The sequence below is a fragment of the Blautia sp. 210820-DFI.6.14 genome (genome assembly GCF_020558815.1).
GTDB lineage: Bacteria > Bacillota > Clostridia > Lachnospirales > Lachnospiraceae > Blautia_A > Blautia_A obeum.
In genome coordinates this window covers 1-16,279 of the sequence record NZ_JAJCKS010000022.1, presented here as the reverse complement: position 1 = coordinate 16,279, position 16,279 = coordinate 1, and the positions used below count along the sequence as shown (strand labels likewise).

Genomic DNA, 16,279 nt, shown 5'->3' with positions numbered 1-16,279 from the left:
TTATTAGGAGGAAACGTATGGGAAGATACAAAAAGCGAATCTCAAGAATTGTGACGATTGCGATGCTGTTTACATTTCTGGTAGGAAATTCTAATATGGTATATGCTATGGGAGCAACACAAGTTGGATATGCGAGTAAATATATCACAGTGAAAGGAAATAATATGCATCTTGCTTTGTATGGAAAATTGGATGCAAGTGGAGAAACATTTGCAGATGAAGGAAAAACCACATTGGTGATGATGCCGGCTCTGGGAGTTCCATCACCGCATATCTACTTCAAACCTCTGGCACAATCTTTAGATGAGAGTTTTAACATAGTGATTGTAGAGCCGTTTGGATATGGGCTTAGTGATGTTGCAGCAATGGATCGAACTGTAGATAATATCAATAGTGAATTGAATGCTGCACTGGACACCATGGGAATTAAGCAGTGTGTATTGCTGGTACATTCGATTTCTGGAGTATATGGACTCAACTTTGTACAGAATTATCCCGAAAAAGTAAAAGGTTTCATTGCTGTTGATAATACGGTATATGATGAAGAACTGGCAGAGGCTATGGAAATGGAAAAGAAATATATGCTGCAGGGAATTGATGAATTTCAGAAAATCAAGAATTCTTTTTCTTCTTTGGAAGAATTCCAGATGGCACTGAAAACAGATCCAGATAAATATGGGGCAGCATTACCACAGGTTTCCGGGTACACTTATACGGAGAGTGATAGGGAGGAATACATTCAGGCATATTCTTTAAGCAGCAACGATACGATTAGAAATGAAGTGAACGGGATGGATCAATCATTACTCTCTATAAAGAATAAAAAATTCCCATCGGCACTTCCTGTATTAACCATGATTTCTTCAGAGAATGTACAAAATGTTCCGGCATGGGAGACTGCTCATAGAAATCAATTGGATTTAGAATCTGGTAATCACCAGTTATATATTGTAAATGGAGGACATTATATCTGGTATACCAATTTAACGCAGGTTGTACAGCTTATCGATGAATGGAGAATAGAGAATCATTTTTAAAAGGAATCTGTGTGATGAGATTTCTAAATAAGAGAAAACAGAAGGGAAGTGTAGCTTGGGGAAAGTAACTATTTCAACTGTATTGGGATACAAAGAATATGTAGTGGAAAATATAAAAAACATCCGGGGAGAGGATGAAGAAAATTCCGATTTTAGGATTTATCCGGATTATCATAAGATTTATAGAGGACAGACGGAGATCGTCTTAACGAAAGCAGAGTATGAATTGTTTATGCTTTTGTCAGGGAGACCAGGTGTGATATTTACCAAAGAAAAAATTTTTGAGATTCTTTATAACGAGGAATTGCCGGAAAGCATTGATAATATTGTGTACTGTCTGGTATCCAGTATGAGAAAGAAAATTGAACCGGAGCTAAAGCAGTGCCGCTATATTAAAACAGTGAGAGGTGTAGGATATAAGTTTGAAGGAAAAAAGATGGACATCTTTCCAGAATAGTTGATCTGAAGACAGAGGAAATTTTTTAAAACCTCTGTCTTTTTTTGTTGCTTTTTTATGCCATCTTGCGTACAGAAGTAGTGAAAGTCACCTACCAAAAAGTATGCTTTTTGATGGGAGATGTAATAGGCTATTTTTTTATTTCCAAAAAGTATATAAGAAAGTTTTGAGATATGCCAAAATATTTTAAGACTTTTTGGGAATGTATAAAGGGGGATACGTATGGCATATTATGGGTATCACAGAATCAGTACTAAGGAACAACACTTGGACCGAGGTATTATAGAAATAAAGAGGTTCTGTGAAAATCAGAAAATTAAACTGGAAAGTATTTTTACAGATAAGATAACCGGTAAAAATTTTGACAGACCACGTTATACCGTTCTTGTGGAAGATGTTTTACGGGTAGGGGATACCCTGATTATTACAGAGCTGGACAGACTTGGCAGGAACAAGCAGGAGATTTTAAAGCAGCTACGTTTTTTAGAAGAAAAAGGGGTTCGGGTAATGGTATTGGAACTTCCTACCACGTTGTTTGACCTGTCTCAGATGGAAAATAATCTGGCAAAGATGATGATAGAAACAATCAATAATATGATGATTGAACTCTATGCATCCATGGCACAGGCAGAGATGGAGAAAAAGGAGAAGCGACAAAAGGAAGGTATGGAGGCAAAAAGGCTTCGGGGTGAATGGGATGAAGTAGGAAGACCACGGGCTATAGAACAGGAAAAGTTTAACCAGGAATTTATGAGGGTGGTACAAAAGAAGGTAACACCGACACAACTGCAGCGGGAGTTGGGGTTAACTTCTTCTACCTATTATCGGTATCGGAAAAACTTTTATGAAATTTTTCCGGAATTTCTTCAATCTGTATAGAGATGAGGTAATTACTAAGTAAAAGAAAAATTTAAGGAGGCAGATGTTATGAGTGAACACAGAGAAGGAACATTGTTTTATGATACTGAAACAGGGAGGTATGATATACGTTTTGATTTGGAATCTTTTTATGGAGGACTACATTGCGGGGAATGTTTCGATGTAAAGGTGAAAGATATTTGGATTCCGGTCCGAATTGAAATGGGAGATGACTGGTATCTGGTTGGACTGAACGTGTCGAGATTAGATGGACTGAGAGTACGTATGTAAATAGGAGGATAAGCCTGATGAGGGGAAGCACAATGAGAGAAAGTGTTACGGATGTTCGCATTATACTGGAATGCTTACAGGAAGCATATCAAATGGAAGGAGATATGGTACGGTCCGGGAAAAATATTCATGCGACTATGATATATCCATTTGTCCGTATGCTGCAGGAAAAGTGTAGGGATTTAACAGAGGAACAGATACATAAGACACTTTGGAAAGAATATGAGATTTCAGGGGCAGACAGGATGTTTGTGGAGAGGGCTTCAAAGATTTTAGAGCAATACGAAGGAGAATCTGAAGATGAGAAATAGTACAATGGAATATAAAGTAAATCAAGCCTATGAAGAACTAAAGCGTTTAATACAGTGGCATCCAGATAGCGAAGGAAAGTTTTTACAGAAAATGGTATGCTTCTTGTTACCTGAACAAAGAAAATATTGGACAGAGGCTATCCGTGATTTGAGGCAATCTTTAGAAACTGAACATGGAATGATATTTATTGAAAAATACAGAGGAAAATTGGAATGGTTGGATGATGTTTCGCTGTTGGAACTGGAAAGAAAGATAGGAGCAATTTATTTTGTTGATCATTATAAAATGATAGCAGACGAATTTCTATATAAAAAGGATTTTGAAACTGCCTTATTTTTGCGAATTGCAATGGAAACAGGGATAAGAAGTATAGACATTCCATATATAGAATGGTCCTGCATACATGGAAGAAATGTAGTTTTGCCAGAAGGAAAAACAGGAAATATATATAGGAAAGTAAATGGAAATTATCCCCAAATTTCAAGGTGTTCTTTACGAATTATACATCTATTATATAGGAAGCAAAAGATGATATTTACAAAGTCAAAAGAATATTATATCCATAGAATTAGACGATTTTGGGGAACAGGAGAATTTTCTTTTCATAGTTTCCGGTATTACAGAAGGAAATTGGAAATGGGGATTACAATAGGAATTCAGGTGCCAAAAGTGATACCAGTATAGTAAAAAAGCTCAAATATTTAATCAAATTCCAACTAGACATAAAAAAGTGCAATCTACGCAAAAAATGTAGAAAAATTTTATTTTATGGAGTAATAATTAAGTATCAAATATATTTTTAAGGAGGAAGCGAATATGAACGGAATGGAAAAAATGACAAAAAAAGAAATGGAAATGGTAACAGGAGGAAAATGCAATTCTGATTATGGATATTTTTTCTGTTGCCCAGCAAATGCTGATGATATGGTAGCCACAATTAAAAATCTAATGAATTCTGGACAGAAAGATAAAGCAAGCAGATACATTCAGTTTTGCTATGAAGTTTGTGGATACTAAAATAGCAGCAGATTAAATATTAAAGCAGAAAACAAAGGGGCGAGCTTGCATCGCCTCTTTATTTATTAGGGGGATGGATGACAGTATGAAATACAGATGTATAAAACAATATGATTCTATGGATTGTGCTGCAGCTTGTTTAGCAAGTATAGCGTGGTATTATGGAAAAAAGATACCTATACTGGAGATAAGTGAAGCTTTAGAAACCAGCAAAGAAGGAACGAGTGTTTGGGATGTATGTAGGATTTCTGAAAAACTGGGATTATTTGCATCAGCATATAAAAAAAACATAGACTTTAAAGAAAAAGAGCTGGAAGTGCCGTGTGTGGCTCATGTATATCAAGAAGATGGATTGGCACATTTCATTATAATTTATAAAATAAAAAAGAATAGCGTAGTTATTGCAGATCCAGCTGTCGGTATTATAGAGGTAGACAGAAAAAAATTTTTTAATTCGGAATATGGAGAAGATTCGCCATATTTTTGGACTGGAGTTATTATCTTATTTCAGACAACGGAAGAATTTTATAAAAAAAAGGAAGGCATGCGGATTGCAGAGAATAAATTTATAGAATTAGTAAAGAAGGAATGGAAAAGAACTATATATATTATATTATTTTCAGCAATATCAATGGCAATATCAATTGTTTCATCTTTCTATTTTGGGACGTTGATAGACACAGTTATTCCCAATAGATTGATTTATAGTCTAATATTTATGACACTAATGGTTATTTTAATGCTATTGATTAAGACTATTGTAGACTGGGGAAGAGCAAAGTTATCATTGGATATTTCAAAATCTTTTAACTTAGAACTTAGTCTGAAATATTATAAACATTTATTGGACTTGCAGGTGATGTCTATTGAAAAACGTAAAAATGGTGAGTTTATTTCACGATTTCAGGATGTTATTAGAGTTCAAGAAGCACTGGTAAGCAGCATATTGGTTTTACCAATTGATGCGTTGTTTATAATTGCGGTAAGTATCATTTTGTGTGTATTGAATATTAAAATCTTTGCTGTGGTAGTTGTGATGTGCTTTTTATATACTCTGGTTATGGTGGGATTTAGGAAATATTATAGTGTCTTAAATTCGGAGGAAATGTCAAGAGAGGCACGTGTGACTTCACATTTGATTGATTCTATTGAGGGGATTTTGACGGTTAAAGCGTATACGTATAATAAGACAATTTTCAATAATGGGAAAAAGAAAATAGAAAGATGGCAAGATACGATTCTTAACTTAGGAAGTACAGAAAACTTACAGTCAGCTATAAAAGTTTTAATAGGTGGTATGGGGGAGATTATTGTACTGTGCATTGGAGCACTTGAAATCATTGGTAATAATTTATCTATAGGGGAATTAGTTACGTATAATATTCTAATTGGATATTTATTAACGCCGGTTAAAGATATTGTAAATTTACAGCCATTATACCATTCTGCCCATGTTGCTATGGAACGTCTAGAAAGTGTGTTACGTATTAAAGTAGAGAAAACAAAGGAAGGTATAGAGCCATTTGAATTTGATGAAGAAATAGAACTGAAAGATGTTGATTTTCATTTTGTTTCTGGGAAAAATATACTGAACAATATTAATATTAAAATAAGAAAAGGCGATAATGTAGCTATTATTGGGGAAACAGGATCTGGGAAAACATCTTTAGCAAAATTGTTTATGGAATTTTATTCTCCAGATAAAGGACATATATATGTTGATGGTGCAGAACTTCAAAATTTCGAGGTTCAAGAAATTCGAAAAGCAGTTGTATATGTATCACAAGAAGATTTTCTGTTTACTGCAAGTGTTAGAGAAAATTTAAAAATGGGTAATGAAGAGATATCAGATGAGGAAATGATTGAGATTTCACGTAAGATGGGTGTGCATCAATTTGTAAGTAAAATGGAAAGAGCGTATGATAGTGTCCTTGAAGAGCGCGGAAAGAACCTTTCGAAGGGGCAAAGACAGAAATTGTCACTAACTAGAGCCATATTACGTCATCCTAAAATTTTAATTTTAGATGAGGCTACCAGTAATATGGATTCTATAAGTGAAAGGGAAATCTTGAATTATATTAAGGGAATTCGGGATATAACACTTATTTTAATTTCACATAGAATAAATGTCATTGCAGATAGTGATTGTATTTATGTACTTCAAAAAGGTAATATAGTAGCACGTGGGACAGACAAACAATTAAAGGAACAATGCAAATTGTATCGTCAATTATATGGTGAGGAGGAGAAATAGATGAAAAAGAAAAATATTATAATTTCTATAGCGTGCAGTATATTTTTCATAATATGCGTGGGAGCTGCAATCATTTTATTTCCAAAAGTAAAAGAAGAAACTATAGCATATTCTACTTCTATAGAAGACTTGTTTGAAAAGGAAGGACATTTTTATGTATATTTCAATAGAAAAGAGTGTCCATATTGCGATAATATAGAGGATGATATAAAACAATTTAAAAAAGAGAATGCGGTTTATGAGATTGATGCAGAAGCATGTAAAGGAACTAGGAATTATGATTGGGATTCCCATGAAAAGAAATACGATGTCGAAATTGGAGAAAAAGACAGTACCAGAAAAATTGTATTTTACGATGGATTAGATGAGAATTTGATAAAAGAAAAATATCCTCCAATCCACTATAAAATCATTTGGGCAAATGAGAATTATGCAGCACTACATGAGGGAAAAGAAGCTGGTAAAGTGTATGCTATTTCTACTCATCCAAATATAAAAAAAGAGGAGTTATCCGAAAAGAAATTTGTGCTGGGGGGAGTACCTACGTTGGTAGAGTTTGAAAATCATAAAGTGATAAACTTTTATTTTGATGATAAAGAAATTATAGACTTTTTGGAAAGCGATACTCAACCACTAGATAAATATTGGAATCTTGACTGATTTTATAAGTTATAAAGATATGCAATAAAGGAGAGGTTACTAATGAATAATGGTAGAGTAAGAAAATCTCTAAATACTCTGATAAGAGCTTATAAGAAAAAAAACAGGGAAAGAAATATTATTTTACAATGTATCGTAGTGAGCGTTGTAGTAGTATCATTAGTTATCATTTCTTTAATACATGGAAAATTTCAAGCGGATAAGTTGAAAAATCAATATCAAGATGGAAAAACAATTTCAACATTTATTGAAGAAGGAACAGATACAATAAAACGACAGCTACAAGATCTTTCCTATGTGAATAGTGTAGGAGAGGAAAAAGAGAGCGGAAGGTTGATGAATGGTAGGTATTCATATAGCAAATGTGTTGTTTTAGATGAAACAGCTTACGAAGATATGGTAAAGCCTACTTTTGTACATTTCTATGGCAATTATCCGGAACAAACTGATGAAATAATGATGTCAAAAAAAACTTTGGACTATTTGGGGATTAGCAGTCCCAAAATAGGAATGAAGATTACGTTAGACTTTTATTGGAATGATATTTTCACGACAAAAATGACAGGTAAACAAGAATTTGTTTTATCTGGATATTATGATAGTTATAATAATGAATTATCCGATAGTTCAATCGCATATATTTGCAAGAATAGAATAAAACAGGCTGGTATTTCACAATATCCATGTCGATTATGGGTTGATGTAAAAGATTGGGGACTAAGCGGAAGACAAGTAGAGAATAGATTAAAAAATGATATTAATCTCAATGATAAGCAAAGAATTATAAGCTATGATTCTGCAGAATACAGAGCAATTGAAGGGACGGTTGGAAATTATTTGCTTGCGTATATGTTTGTCTTGGCTGTGTTTTTTTGTTTGTTTTTAGTGATTTATAATGTTGTATATATATCACTGGGAAGTGATATTAAACAGTATGGATTATTGCGTACAATAGGTGCAACTAATAGACAGATAAAAAAATTAGTATGTATGCAAATAGGGGATATTTATTTGAAAAGTTGCTTATGTGGTGTAATAATCAGCATAGTTCTACAATATTGTGTTTTAAACAATGTGGTTAAAAATCTTTATTTAGGGGAGTATAAAGCAAATAGTCAATTAAAATTATTTAATTTAAGTGCATATATCGTGGTCCTTGTTTTAGTTGCTATAACTCTATTTGGGGCAACTCTTTTGGCAGTATATAAATTGACTATGATTACTCCTATAGAGGCTGCAAAATATGAGGAAGTAGTGGGAGAACAACAATCAGATTATCAGTTTGGGAAAATGTTCATTATAAAAAGAACTGGAATTATTTTTGGAATGGCTTTTCGTAACATATTACGTTATAAGAAAAAATTTATGTTCATTATAATATTTTTGGCATTTGGTTGTGAAATAGGGCTATTAGGGATTGTGGTCACCAAGGGGACAAATCAAATGAATAGATTACAGAAGAATCCAGATTTTACTATTGAAGTGCCAATGGATACTGTAACGTATTTAGTGGAAAATGGAAAAGATGAGGTGGAATTAATAACAGATGATAATATCGTGGATATCAAAAATACGCTTACTTCTTATACTGAGAATCTGAAAATAGTACAAGGTTTTCTGCCTATTATAAAAAATGCAGCAGAAACAGATAGCTTAAAAATTGTAGAGCATGATTCATTACCTGTAATGCAAACATTAGACGATAAAAGTATGAAAAAGTTAGTGAAATATGTAGAGGAGAATAATATACCAGTTGATCAAAAAACATTTAACGAGAAAGGTGGCGTGTTAATATTACATGAAAATTTAATACCACAAACATACGAAGATATAGAAACGGAATGTATTGGAAAAATAATAGAACTGTATGATTTGGTGCCCGTTGGAACAGCAATGCAGGAAATGTCCGCAGTTAAACTTAGAAATTGTGGATATATAAACATTTCACAGTCAGATTGTCCAACTTTGGATTTATCATGGAGAGGAAATGATAAAGTTTATCTGATTGTTTCAGATAAAACTTTCAGCAAATTAAAGGATGTTTTAACAGTTAGAAACTTGGAAGTACAGATTAATGTAAAAGCAAATAAAGAGGCTATTTGTAAACAGAAATTAAAAGCATGGGTTCAAGAGGCAAATCTCAAGTTTCAATCTACTACAGGCAACGAAAATCAACTTTTGTATGTGATAAAGTGTAATAGTGATGAAATTGCAAAACAGTCTTTGTATATTAGAACAAGTCAGATAATCATGTATACTATTAGTGGCATTTTAATATTTATGGGACTGCTAAATTATTTCAGTACTACATCTACAAATATAATTATTAGGCAGCGTGAGTTTTCCATTATGCGGAGTATCGGCATGACACAAGGTATGCTTAGGAAAATGCTTATATATGAGGGGATAATATACGTAGGAGGTGTTCTTGGGCTATTATTGATTATAGGAAGTATAGTTATGGGAATAGTAGTTTATATTTTAAAACAAAACATAGAATATTTTGTTTTTCAATATCCATTTGAAGGACTTTTATGTATTATATGTATTATGTCTTTTTTGTGTGTGATAATCCCTAATATATTCTTACATAAAATGGAAAGAAATAGCTTAATTGAAAGAATTAAGAAAGAAAGGTGATATACGAAAATATGAATTTGAGCTTCAAGAAAATGCTACAATAAGCTGGTCGAAAATATGTGTTGAATAAATTGTTGTATGAAGAAACAGTAGAAATGTAAAGAGTGTCATAATGACATGAAAAGAGCCGTCAAATTTGGACGGCTCGAAGTATTTCTATATGTTTATATTTTCTTAGGCATAGGAGCGTCAGCAGTTCTCAGTTTTTCAATTAAGGATAGGAGCATATCTGAGTTTTTCTGAAATTGTGTTTGAAAATCTTCTGTAACCTCATAGTTTAGGTACAGAGTTATCAATGTAGCATTCCATATTGAAACCATGGTCTTTTCAGATAGACGTCCTTCTAGAAAGCGTAGATGTTTGCTAAGTGTTGCTTTCGTTTTCGTCCATGCAAAGAAATAGTCATCTTTTAGTGGAATGTTAAATTTATGAAACCATTCCCGAACGGTATGTGTTTCTGATCTATCTCCACACTCCGGATCATTAAAGACGTATCCAACAGACAATTCTTCCGGATTTTCCGGAAAAATACCATCGGAGGGAAGGGCAAGGTACCGGCCAATCGGAAACATAGAACAGACTGCGGGTTTTACATCGTGTACCAAACATTTTTGATTTTTTAATAACGGGCAGCGTTTGACACTTCCTTGTGGTTTTAAGCGTACTACAGGGATATGAGAATTACGTCCAAGATAAGTTTCACAATATTGTGCCAAGGCAACTTCTGGTGTGATTTTTAATTTCTTCGCTATATGAAATAAATCTTTCGGGGACAAGAGAATATCCTCCCGGTGGATGCAACATTTTCCGCATTGAGTACAATGAAATACAAATATATCATCGAGACCGATTTCTTCATATCCTAATTGTTCTTTTAATTCTTTTATTGAATTCATATTATTGTCCTCCTAAATAAAAAAGAGACCACTTGGAAAGTAGTCTCTTCGTAAACATAAACTTAATTAAATTTGTATTGTTCCAGTAAATAAATAGGCAGTGTTTCTGTTTTACCGTCTATACCACCTTTGGTTGCTCCTTTTAAATAAAGAAGCTTATCTGCTTTTCCTTGTGCCAGGGCTTTCTGGGCAGTGGAAGCAGTACCTTTTCCAGCTTTGACTTCTATCAAATATCGGGTGGAAGAAGATAGGCTTTGTGCCACAAAATCAATTTCTCCGCCACGGTAAGTAGCAAAAGCAGGGGTTTCAAAGGAAATTTCCTGTGGAAAATCCTGGCGTTTCTTCAGATTGATATAGACATAATTTTCATTTAATGTGCCTGCAAGTACACGGGAATCGGTTCCGGTACGTGTCAGATAATAGTTTGCCAGTCCCATATCCATGAAATAGCAGCGGCTTGCGGACTTAAAATCCAGAATATCCATTTCTGTTATTTTTGCACAGAATCCAATGATTCCGGAAAAGTACAGCCAGCTAATAGCACGGTTGCAGGTAGCCTTTGAAATATTGCTGGAGTAGTCTTTGGTTACCAGTTTTTGCAATTCTTCGCTAATGCTGTCTTCTGAAAATCCTTTCTTTTCACGATTTAAAATACGGCAGATGGAAAAGAAAATATGGGTAAACACTTTGGTATCCAAAATATCCGTAAAATAGCGAATGGATTCATTGGTGAAGGTATCAATGATTTTTACGAGTTCGCCTTGAGCTTTTACGATGTTCCGGTTCTCCAGATAGTTTTCGACCACTTTGGGATAGCCACCAATCTGGCAGTACAGCTCATAGGTTTCCTTTAAGCGATCATAGACCTCTGACCTAGAAGGAACAAAAGGTATTTTTTTATAATCTTCATACAGGATTTGGTCATAGGCCATCAAAAATTCCTCAAAAGAAAGTGTGTAGATAGTAAGCTTTGTGACATCTCCGCTGGAATAACGAAATTCTGGATCATAAATCCGCCCAAGATAGCTTCCTGTGATGATAAAATGGGCTTTAAAATGACGAGTAAACTCCCGGATACGGTTATAAATCTCGGAAGATTCCTGGATTTCGTCAATAATAATGACGGTATCTTCAGAATCAATAAAGTCCGGTTCATACAACTGGAAGGCATCATGGAGAGGATGCTCCTGCCGTTTTGTTCCGGGTGTCCAAGCTGTTGCCTGTTTATAACATTCCATAAACTGTCTGCCGCTTAATTCAAACAGGTTAATATAAATTTTGTGTTTGTAGTTTTCGTCAGCGAATTTTTGTATCAGGTAGGTTTTTCCAACCTGACGGGCTCCGCCGACTTCCAGGGTACTATGCCCTCCTTCATTTTTCCAATCCAGAAGGCGGTCATAGACAAAACGCTTCAGATACATAAGCACAAATCCTTTCTTTAAAATCTATCTTTCATTATAGCAAAATATTTGCAGTTCATACAGTGCAAAATGGGTAAATGATTATTTTAACGTTCAAATTGAAGCTTTGCACGTATGTCCATAAGAATTTCACCTAAATGATTTTCGCCATGACCATTTACAGAACCCCAAAAATAATCTCCCCAGTTGTTTCCTTCAACAAGGTGACAATTCCCAGTAGCAAGTAATGCTTTACATAGGGTAGGATTCTGCATGAATTTGCACATACAAATTTCATACATGTACATAAGCTTTACACGTTCCCAGTCTGAACGGAGCTGTACTTCTCTTCCCAGTTTTTTGGCATCTTTTGGATTCCTTAATTTGGTAAATTGAAGCTGTTCTTTAGGTGAAAGGGTCTTTTGTGCCTGGAAAGCAGCCTCATTATTTGCATACCAGTAGCCCCGGTAATATATCCGGGAAGGATAGAAGTTACTAAGAAAAGCGTATGCTCCATGAAAGTGGTCAATTGTTTGCTGGTAATGATTCGAATAGGTATTAATAAACATGTAATCCCTTCTTTCTTATACAAAAAAGGAACCGCTTATGGCAAGCAGTTCCTTCTTAAACATATTTTTTCGTTTGTCATTTGCTTATTTGTGCTTCTTCTTGTTCTTCGTAATAGCGGTCTGCAATATAGCCAGCAGATTCCGCCCAAAGAGTATTTTCTGTATTTTGCAGGGCTTTGTAAGTTTTTGAGTGATAAAATTTGCCCATGGCATCCGGAAAGGAAAGATGGCTCTTTTCCATAATAATATCGACAACATCCCGGATCTGAATATACAGATTCATTGAAATATCTTTCCCGTTAAAAAAATATTTACCTTCCATGTTTTACACATCCTTTCGAGATTCCAATATCAGATGTTCAAGAGCAAGTGGGGTGTGAAAGGAAACCTGATTATTAACCTTATTATACCGAAGCCTTGTAACCGCTTCATCCACGCTCAAGATATCGGACAAATAAAGTTGTACAGTTTCCATGGTATTATCATCCGCAACAGGTCCAATTACAACATCATAGTGATGCTGGATATCGCCGACAGTACGGTTGAGTTTGACAAACTCCAACCATTCCTTGTCCAAGGTGGCAAAATGTTTGATTTTTAGTTCCTCGGATTGTTGGAAGATATACCGATACACATATTTGCCGCCAGTATGAGTACGCAAGTACAGGCGGTTCGCCCATTCATTTGCCTGCTGTTCGAGAACTGTGCAATAAAATCCACGACCAAAATCACGACGGTTATGTGATTTGTTCAAATCGATTTTATCAAATGCAATATTGGAGCCATGGAAAAGAACAAGCGTGGGCGTATCTTCTTCTATAATATCTTCTACGTATTGAAAAGTATCATGAATATCTAATTGGTGCAACGTTTCGTGTTGTACCAGTATTTTTTCAAATACTTGATGTTTGTAGAAAATATTAAAGGCATCGTCTTCCGATAGTTGGTGCTTTTTAGCATAATATTCCAGTGCTTCAATTGATAGCATCTCTATATCTGATTGAATACTCATAATACGTTATCCCTCCATTTGCTTTCATTATATCAAAAAAGAAGGTGCTTTCCAACGGTAAAATAATTATAAATGTAAAGTTGCAAAAGATGTTTGAAATGGGGCGTCACCCCATTTCACTATCCCCAGACTTCACCCATGATTTCCACAAGAAAATCATCTAATGGAAAATCCGGAGGAAGTAATTCACCAAACGTTTCTTGAATTTCTTGGATAACTTCCGTATAAGAAGAATACGTCTGTGAAAATAAGTGGGAAGAATTTTTAAGTTCAATGATATAAAATTCTTCTCCTGGATTTAAGTCCAGTTCTTCCCGATCTTTGATCCTCCATACCGTCATAGACTCGGCAGTGCCATAACGACAGCCATCAAGTTTCTCACAAAGATATTCCTGAAAGGCTAAGAGTGGTTCTGGATCAGAGAACTCTTTGTATAAATCAGGAAAAACTTTCTCTGTATATCGAAGGATAAGATTAGCAGCCTCTTCTGTAATAAGAAATCCATAGATATGAAAAACGGATGTAATGATACTCATAGAGTTCTCCTTACGCAATCATCTCAAGAAACTCATCTTCAGACAATATCTTAATACCGAGAGCCTGAGCTTTTGTCAATTTACTTCCGGCTTTTTCCCCACAAATCAGATAATCTGTCTTTTTTGTGACAGAACTGCCGGCTTTTGCTCCAAGCTCAATGATCTTGGAGTTGATTTCATCCCTTGTAAAATGAGCAAGTTTTCCTGTTGCAACGATAGTACATCCTGTAAATACATTTTCTTTCATCATAGTGTTCATTTCCTTTCTTTCTTCAAATATAAGTTCTTTTTGGAGTTCGTGCCAGAGAATTAGATTGTTTTCATCAGAGAACCAGTCATGGATATTCTGATTCAGAGTATCACCAAAGTCATCTAACTGGGTGAAATCATAGTCACCAGAGGCAGCGTCAAAAAATTCCTGCAGACTGCCGTGGAATACTGTATCCAAAATCCTGCTTTTGGTTCGTCCGACCATAGGAATATCCATGGAAACCAGGAATCGGACAAAGGTAGTATTACGGCTGGAAGTAATGGAATTCCATAATCTTTCAAAGGATTTTTTACCGAAACCTTCCAACTGTAAGATTTCTTCCTGATGTTCATTTAGATGGTAAATATCCGGAAATGTCTGGAGATAACCCAAAGTCAGGAATTTTTCCAAGGTAGTTTCGGAGAGTCCCTCGATGTTCATTGCTTTTTTTCCAACGAAATGTGTAAAGCGTTTTCGGATCTGGCTATCACAGTTGGGATTGTCACAATGCACTGTTTCAATGAGACGCCCATCATTTCCTTTTCTTTGATAGATACGAGTCTGAGAACCACAGCATGGACATACTGGGGGAACTGCATCTACGTAATGACCACGTTCCAGATTTTCTTCAATATGAGGAATGATCATATTACGTTTCGATACAGAAATTCTACAACCTGGCACCAATTCTAATTCTTTGATAAAGGTCAGATTGTGAAGGGTTGCTCTGGAAACAGAGCATCCGTCAATTTCCACAGAGTCAAAAACTCCCACAGGTGCAATTTCTCCGAAACGGGTGGGTGTCCATTCTATATTGCGAAGAGTGGTTTCGTAAGTTTCGTCTTCAAACTTAAAAGCCAGTCCATCTTTATAATGATGTCCGGTACGCCCACAGCTTTTGGAATAGTCCAGACTGTCGAAAATCATTACAATTCCGTCAATAGGCAGATGTTTTTTGCCTGCCAGAACAGTCAGATTTTCAATATACTGGTTTACAAGATCCAAGGTTAAAGGCTGGGTTGCAATAATATAAGGACAAGGCTGGAAGCCATAGTCAAACAGGCTGGAAACCTTTATAGATCTGCTGTCTGGAAAGAGAAATGGAGAGTCCAGACCTTCCAGAACATTAAAAGGCATAAAGTGCAGACAGCGTCCTGCACAATTTGCCGGATCAAGACTTCGCACAGAGCCAGAAGCCAGATTTCGCCCATTTTTGTAAGGTTCTCCTTTTCCATCTCGGAGGGTTTCTTTTAAACGCTCAAAGTCATTGGTTGGGATGAAGGATTCTCCAACAATCACCAGCCGGCCTTTATATGGAATTGAGAGAGGGACATCAACGTATGCAGGGATGTTATGGGTGATAAGTTCCCCAATTTCTCCGTCGCCACGCGTGGAAGCCTCTACAAGTGTTCCATTTTCGTAGACTAATTTAGTCGTTAATCCGTCCAACTTCAGCATAAACAGAACTGGCTGCTTACCGGCAAAACTTATCAAGTCCTGTACCTGCTTTGTCTTATCTAAAGAGAGCAAAGGGACCGGATGCTTTACTTTGGGAAGTTCACTGATGGGAGTATAGCCTACGGTTTGTGTCGGTGAATTGGATAAGACAAAGCCTGTCTGCTTTTCTAATTCCACTAATTCATCGAAGATTCGGTCATATTCCGCATCACTGATATTCGGACTGTTCTCATTATAATAAGCGTTACGCTGTAAATTCAGATGGTCCACCAGTTGTTTGATTTTTTCCACGTTTGATAATTCATTAGAGTGGTTCATTTTATTCTTGTCTCCTTTTCTATGGTATAGTTGTAATTCTTATTTGTTCCGGTTTTTCTTCCTCCTTTCTTTGCGTTCAGGCATAAAAAAAGAGAATGACACGGATGTTCATTCTCTAATGCGTGCAGTTTCCTGCAAAATAAAAAAGCCAGAAGTCCCTGCTGGTAGCGTGGTATACTTCTGACACTTTTACAAACCTAAACTGCGTGCGTATATCCTTTCCGGATGACACAAATAATAATTACATAGTAAGTGTAACACTATATATAGTATGTGTCAATATAAAAGCACTGTATATTGTTTATCCTGAGAAG

At 35.4% G+C, this 16,279-nt stretch carries 17 protein-coding genes; 10 read left to right on the top strand and 7 right to left on the bottom strand.

The genetic code is table 11. The annotated features are described in order from the left end of the window. Positions 1 to 17: 17 nt before the first annotated feature. From LI112_RS13680 to LI112_RS13635, 10 genes are all read left to right on the top strand, one after another. Positions 18 to 1,037 carry an alpha/beta fold hydrolase gene (locus tag LI112_RS13680; protein ID WP_117942295.1) on the top strand — a complete coding sequence of 340 codons (1,020 nt, stop codon included), beginning with the start codon at positions 18 to 20 and terminating at the stop codon, positions 1,035 to 1,037. Positions 1,038 to 1,092: 55 nt separating this feature from the next. Next, positions 1,093 to 1,494: a winged helix-turn-helix domain-containing protein gene (locus LI112_RS13675; protein WP_025579072.1), complete on the top strand. Its 402-nt coding sequence runs from the start codon at positions 1,093 to 1,095 to the stop codon at positions 1,492 to 1,494. A 222-nt stretch (positions 1,495 to 1,716) separates the two neighbouring features. Further along, entirely contained in the window at positions 1,717 to 2,373 is a 657-nt protein-coding gene (locus LI112_RS13670; RefSeq protein ID WP_005340281.1) for a recombinase family protein, read from the top strand. Positions 2,374 to 2,421: 48 nt separating this feature from the next. Then, on the top strand, positions 2,422 to 2,643 hold the full coding sequence (locus LI112_RS13665; RefSeq protein WP_025579070.1) for a DUF5348 domain-containing protein: 222 nt from the start codon (positions 2,422 to 2,424) through the stop codon (positions 2,641 to 2,643). Positions 2,644 to 2,660: 17 nt separating this feature from the next. Next, complete coding sequence (locus LI112_RS13660) at positions 2,661 to 2,954, top strand: hypothetical protein (RefSeq protein WP_117942296.1); 294 nt, start codon at positions 2,661 to 2,663, stop codon at positions 2,952 to 2,954. Then, positions 2,944 to 3,639, top strand: a complete 696-nt coding sequence (locus LI112_RS13655; protein ID WP_118064338.1) for a hypothetical protein — start codon at positions 2,944 to 2,946, stop codon at positions 3,637 to 3,639. Before LI112_RS13660 ends, LI112_RS13655 begins: the two co-directional genes overlap by 11 nt. Before the next feature lie 132 nt (positions 3,640 to 3,771). After that, entirely contained in the window at positions 3,772 to 3,972 is a 201-nt protein-coding gene (locus LI112_RS13650) for a hypothetical protein (protein ID WP_117851391.1), read from the top strand. Positions 3,973 to 4,057: 85 nt separating this feature from the next. After that, positions 4,058 to 6,226 carry a peptidase domain-containing ABC transporter gene (locus tag LI112_RS13645; RefSeq protein WP_173903474.1) on the top strand — a complete coding sequence of 723 codons (2,169 nt, stop codon included), beginning with the start codon at positions 4,058 to 4,060 and terminating at the stop codon, positions 6,224 to 6,226. Continuing rightward, entirely contained in the window at positions 6,227 to 6,886 is a 660-nt protein-coding gene (locus LI112_RS13640) for a hypothetical protein (protein ID WP_117851396.1), read from the top strand. Positions 6,887 to 6,928: 42 nt separating this feature from the next. Next, complete coding sequence (locus LI112_RS13635) at positions 6,929 to 9,526, top strand: ABC transporter permease (protein WP_117851398.1); 2,598 nt, start codon at positions 6,929 to 6,931, stop codon at positions 9,524 to 9,526. A 164-nt stretch (positions 9,527 to 9,690) separates the two neighbouring features. Here LI112_RS13635 and LI112_RS13630 read toward each other — a convergent pair whose 3' ends face one another. From LI112_RS13630 to ligA, 7 genes are all read right to left on the bottom strand, one after another. After that, positions 9,691 to 10,422: a YkgJ family cysteine cluster protein gene (locus LI112_RS13630; RefSeq protein WP_118064340.1), complete on the bottom strand. Its 732-nt coding sequence runs from the start codon at positions 10,420 to 10,422 to the stop codon at positions 9,691 to 9,693. Positions 10,423 to 10,484: 62 nt separating this feature from the next. Continuing rightward, positions 10,485 to 11,843 carry an ATP-binding protein gene (locus tag LI112_RS13625; protein ID WP_117851403.1) on the bottom strand — a complete coding sequence of 453 codons (1,359 nt, stop codon included), beginning with the start codon at positions 11,841 to 11,843 and terminating at the stop codon, positions 10,485 to 10,487. Between the two features lie 86 nt (positions 11,844 to 11,929). After that, positions 11,930 to 12,391, bottom strand: a complete 462-nt coding sequence (locus tag LI112_RS13620) for an NADAR family protein (protein ID WP_117851406.1) — start codon at positions 12,389 to 12,391, stop codon at positions 11,930 to 11,932. A 76-nt stretch (positions 12,392 to 12,467) separates the two neighbouring features. Next, positions 12,468 to 12,713 carry a hypothetical protein gene (locus tag LI112_RS13615; RefSeq protein WP_054350800.1) on the bottom strand — a complete coding sequence of 82 codons (246 nt, stop codon included), beginning with the start codon at positions 12,711 to 12,713 and terminating at the stop codon, positions 12,468 to 12,470. A 3-nt stretch (positions 12,714 to 12,716) separates the two neighbouring features. After that, the gene (locus LI112_RS13610; protein ID WP_118064342.1) at positions 12,717 to 13,403 is read right to left on the bottom strand and encodes a DUF3990 domain-containing protein; all 687 of its coding nucleotides are present in this window, start codon (positions 13,401 to 13,403) and stop codon (positions 12,717 to 12,719) included. A 119-nt stretch (positions 13,404 to 13,522) separates the two neighbouring features. Further along, complete coding sequence (locus LI112_RS13605; protein WP_118064344.1) at positions 13,523 to 13,939, bottom strand: hypothetical protein; 417 nt, start codon at positions 13,937 to 13,939, stop codon at positions 13,523 to 13,525. 10 nt (positions 13,940 to 13,949) lie between these two features. Further along, positions 13,950 to 15,965: an NAD-dependent DNA ligase LigA gene (gene ligA / locus LI112_RS13600; RefSeq protein WP_055151566.1), complete on the bottom strand. Its 2,016-nt coding sequence runs from the start codon at positions 15,963 to 15,965 to the stop codon at positions 13,950 to 13,952. Positions 15,966 to 16,279: the final 314 nt, after the last annotated feature.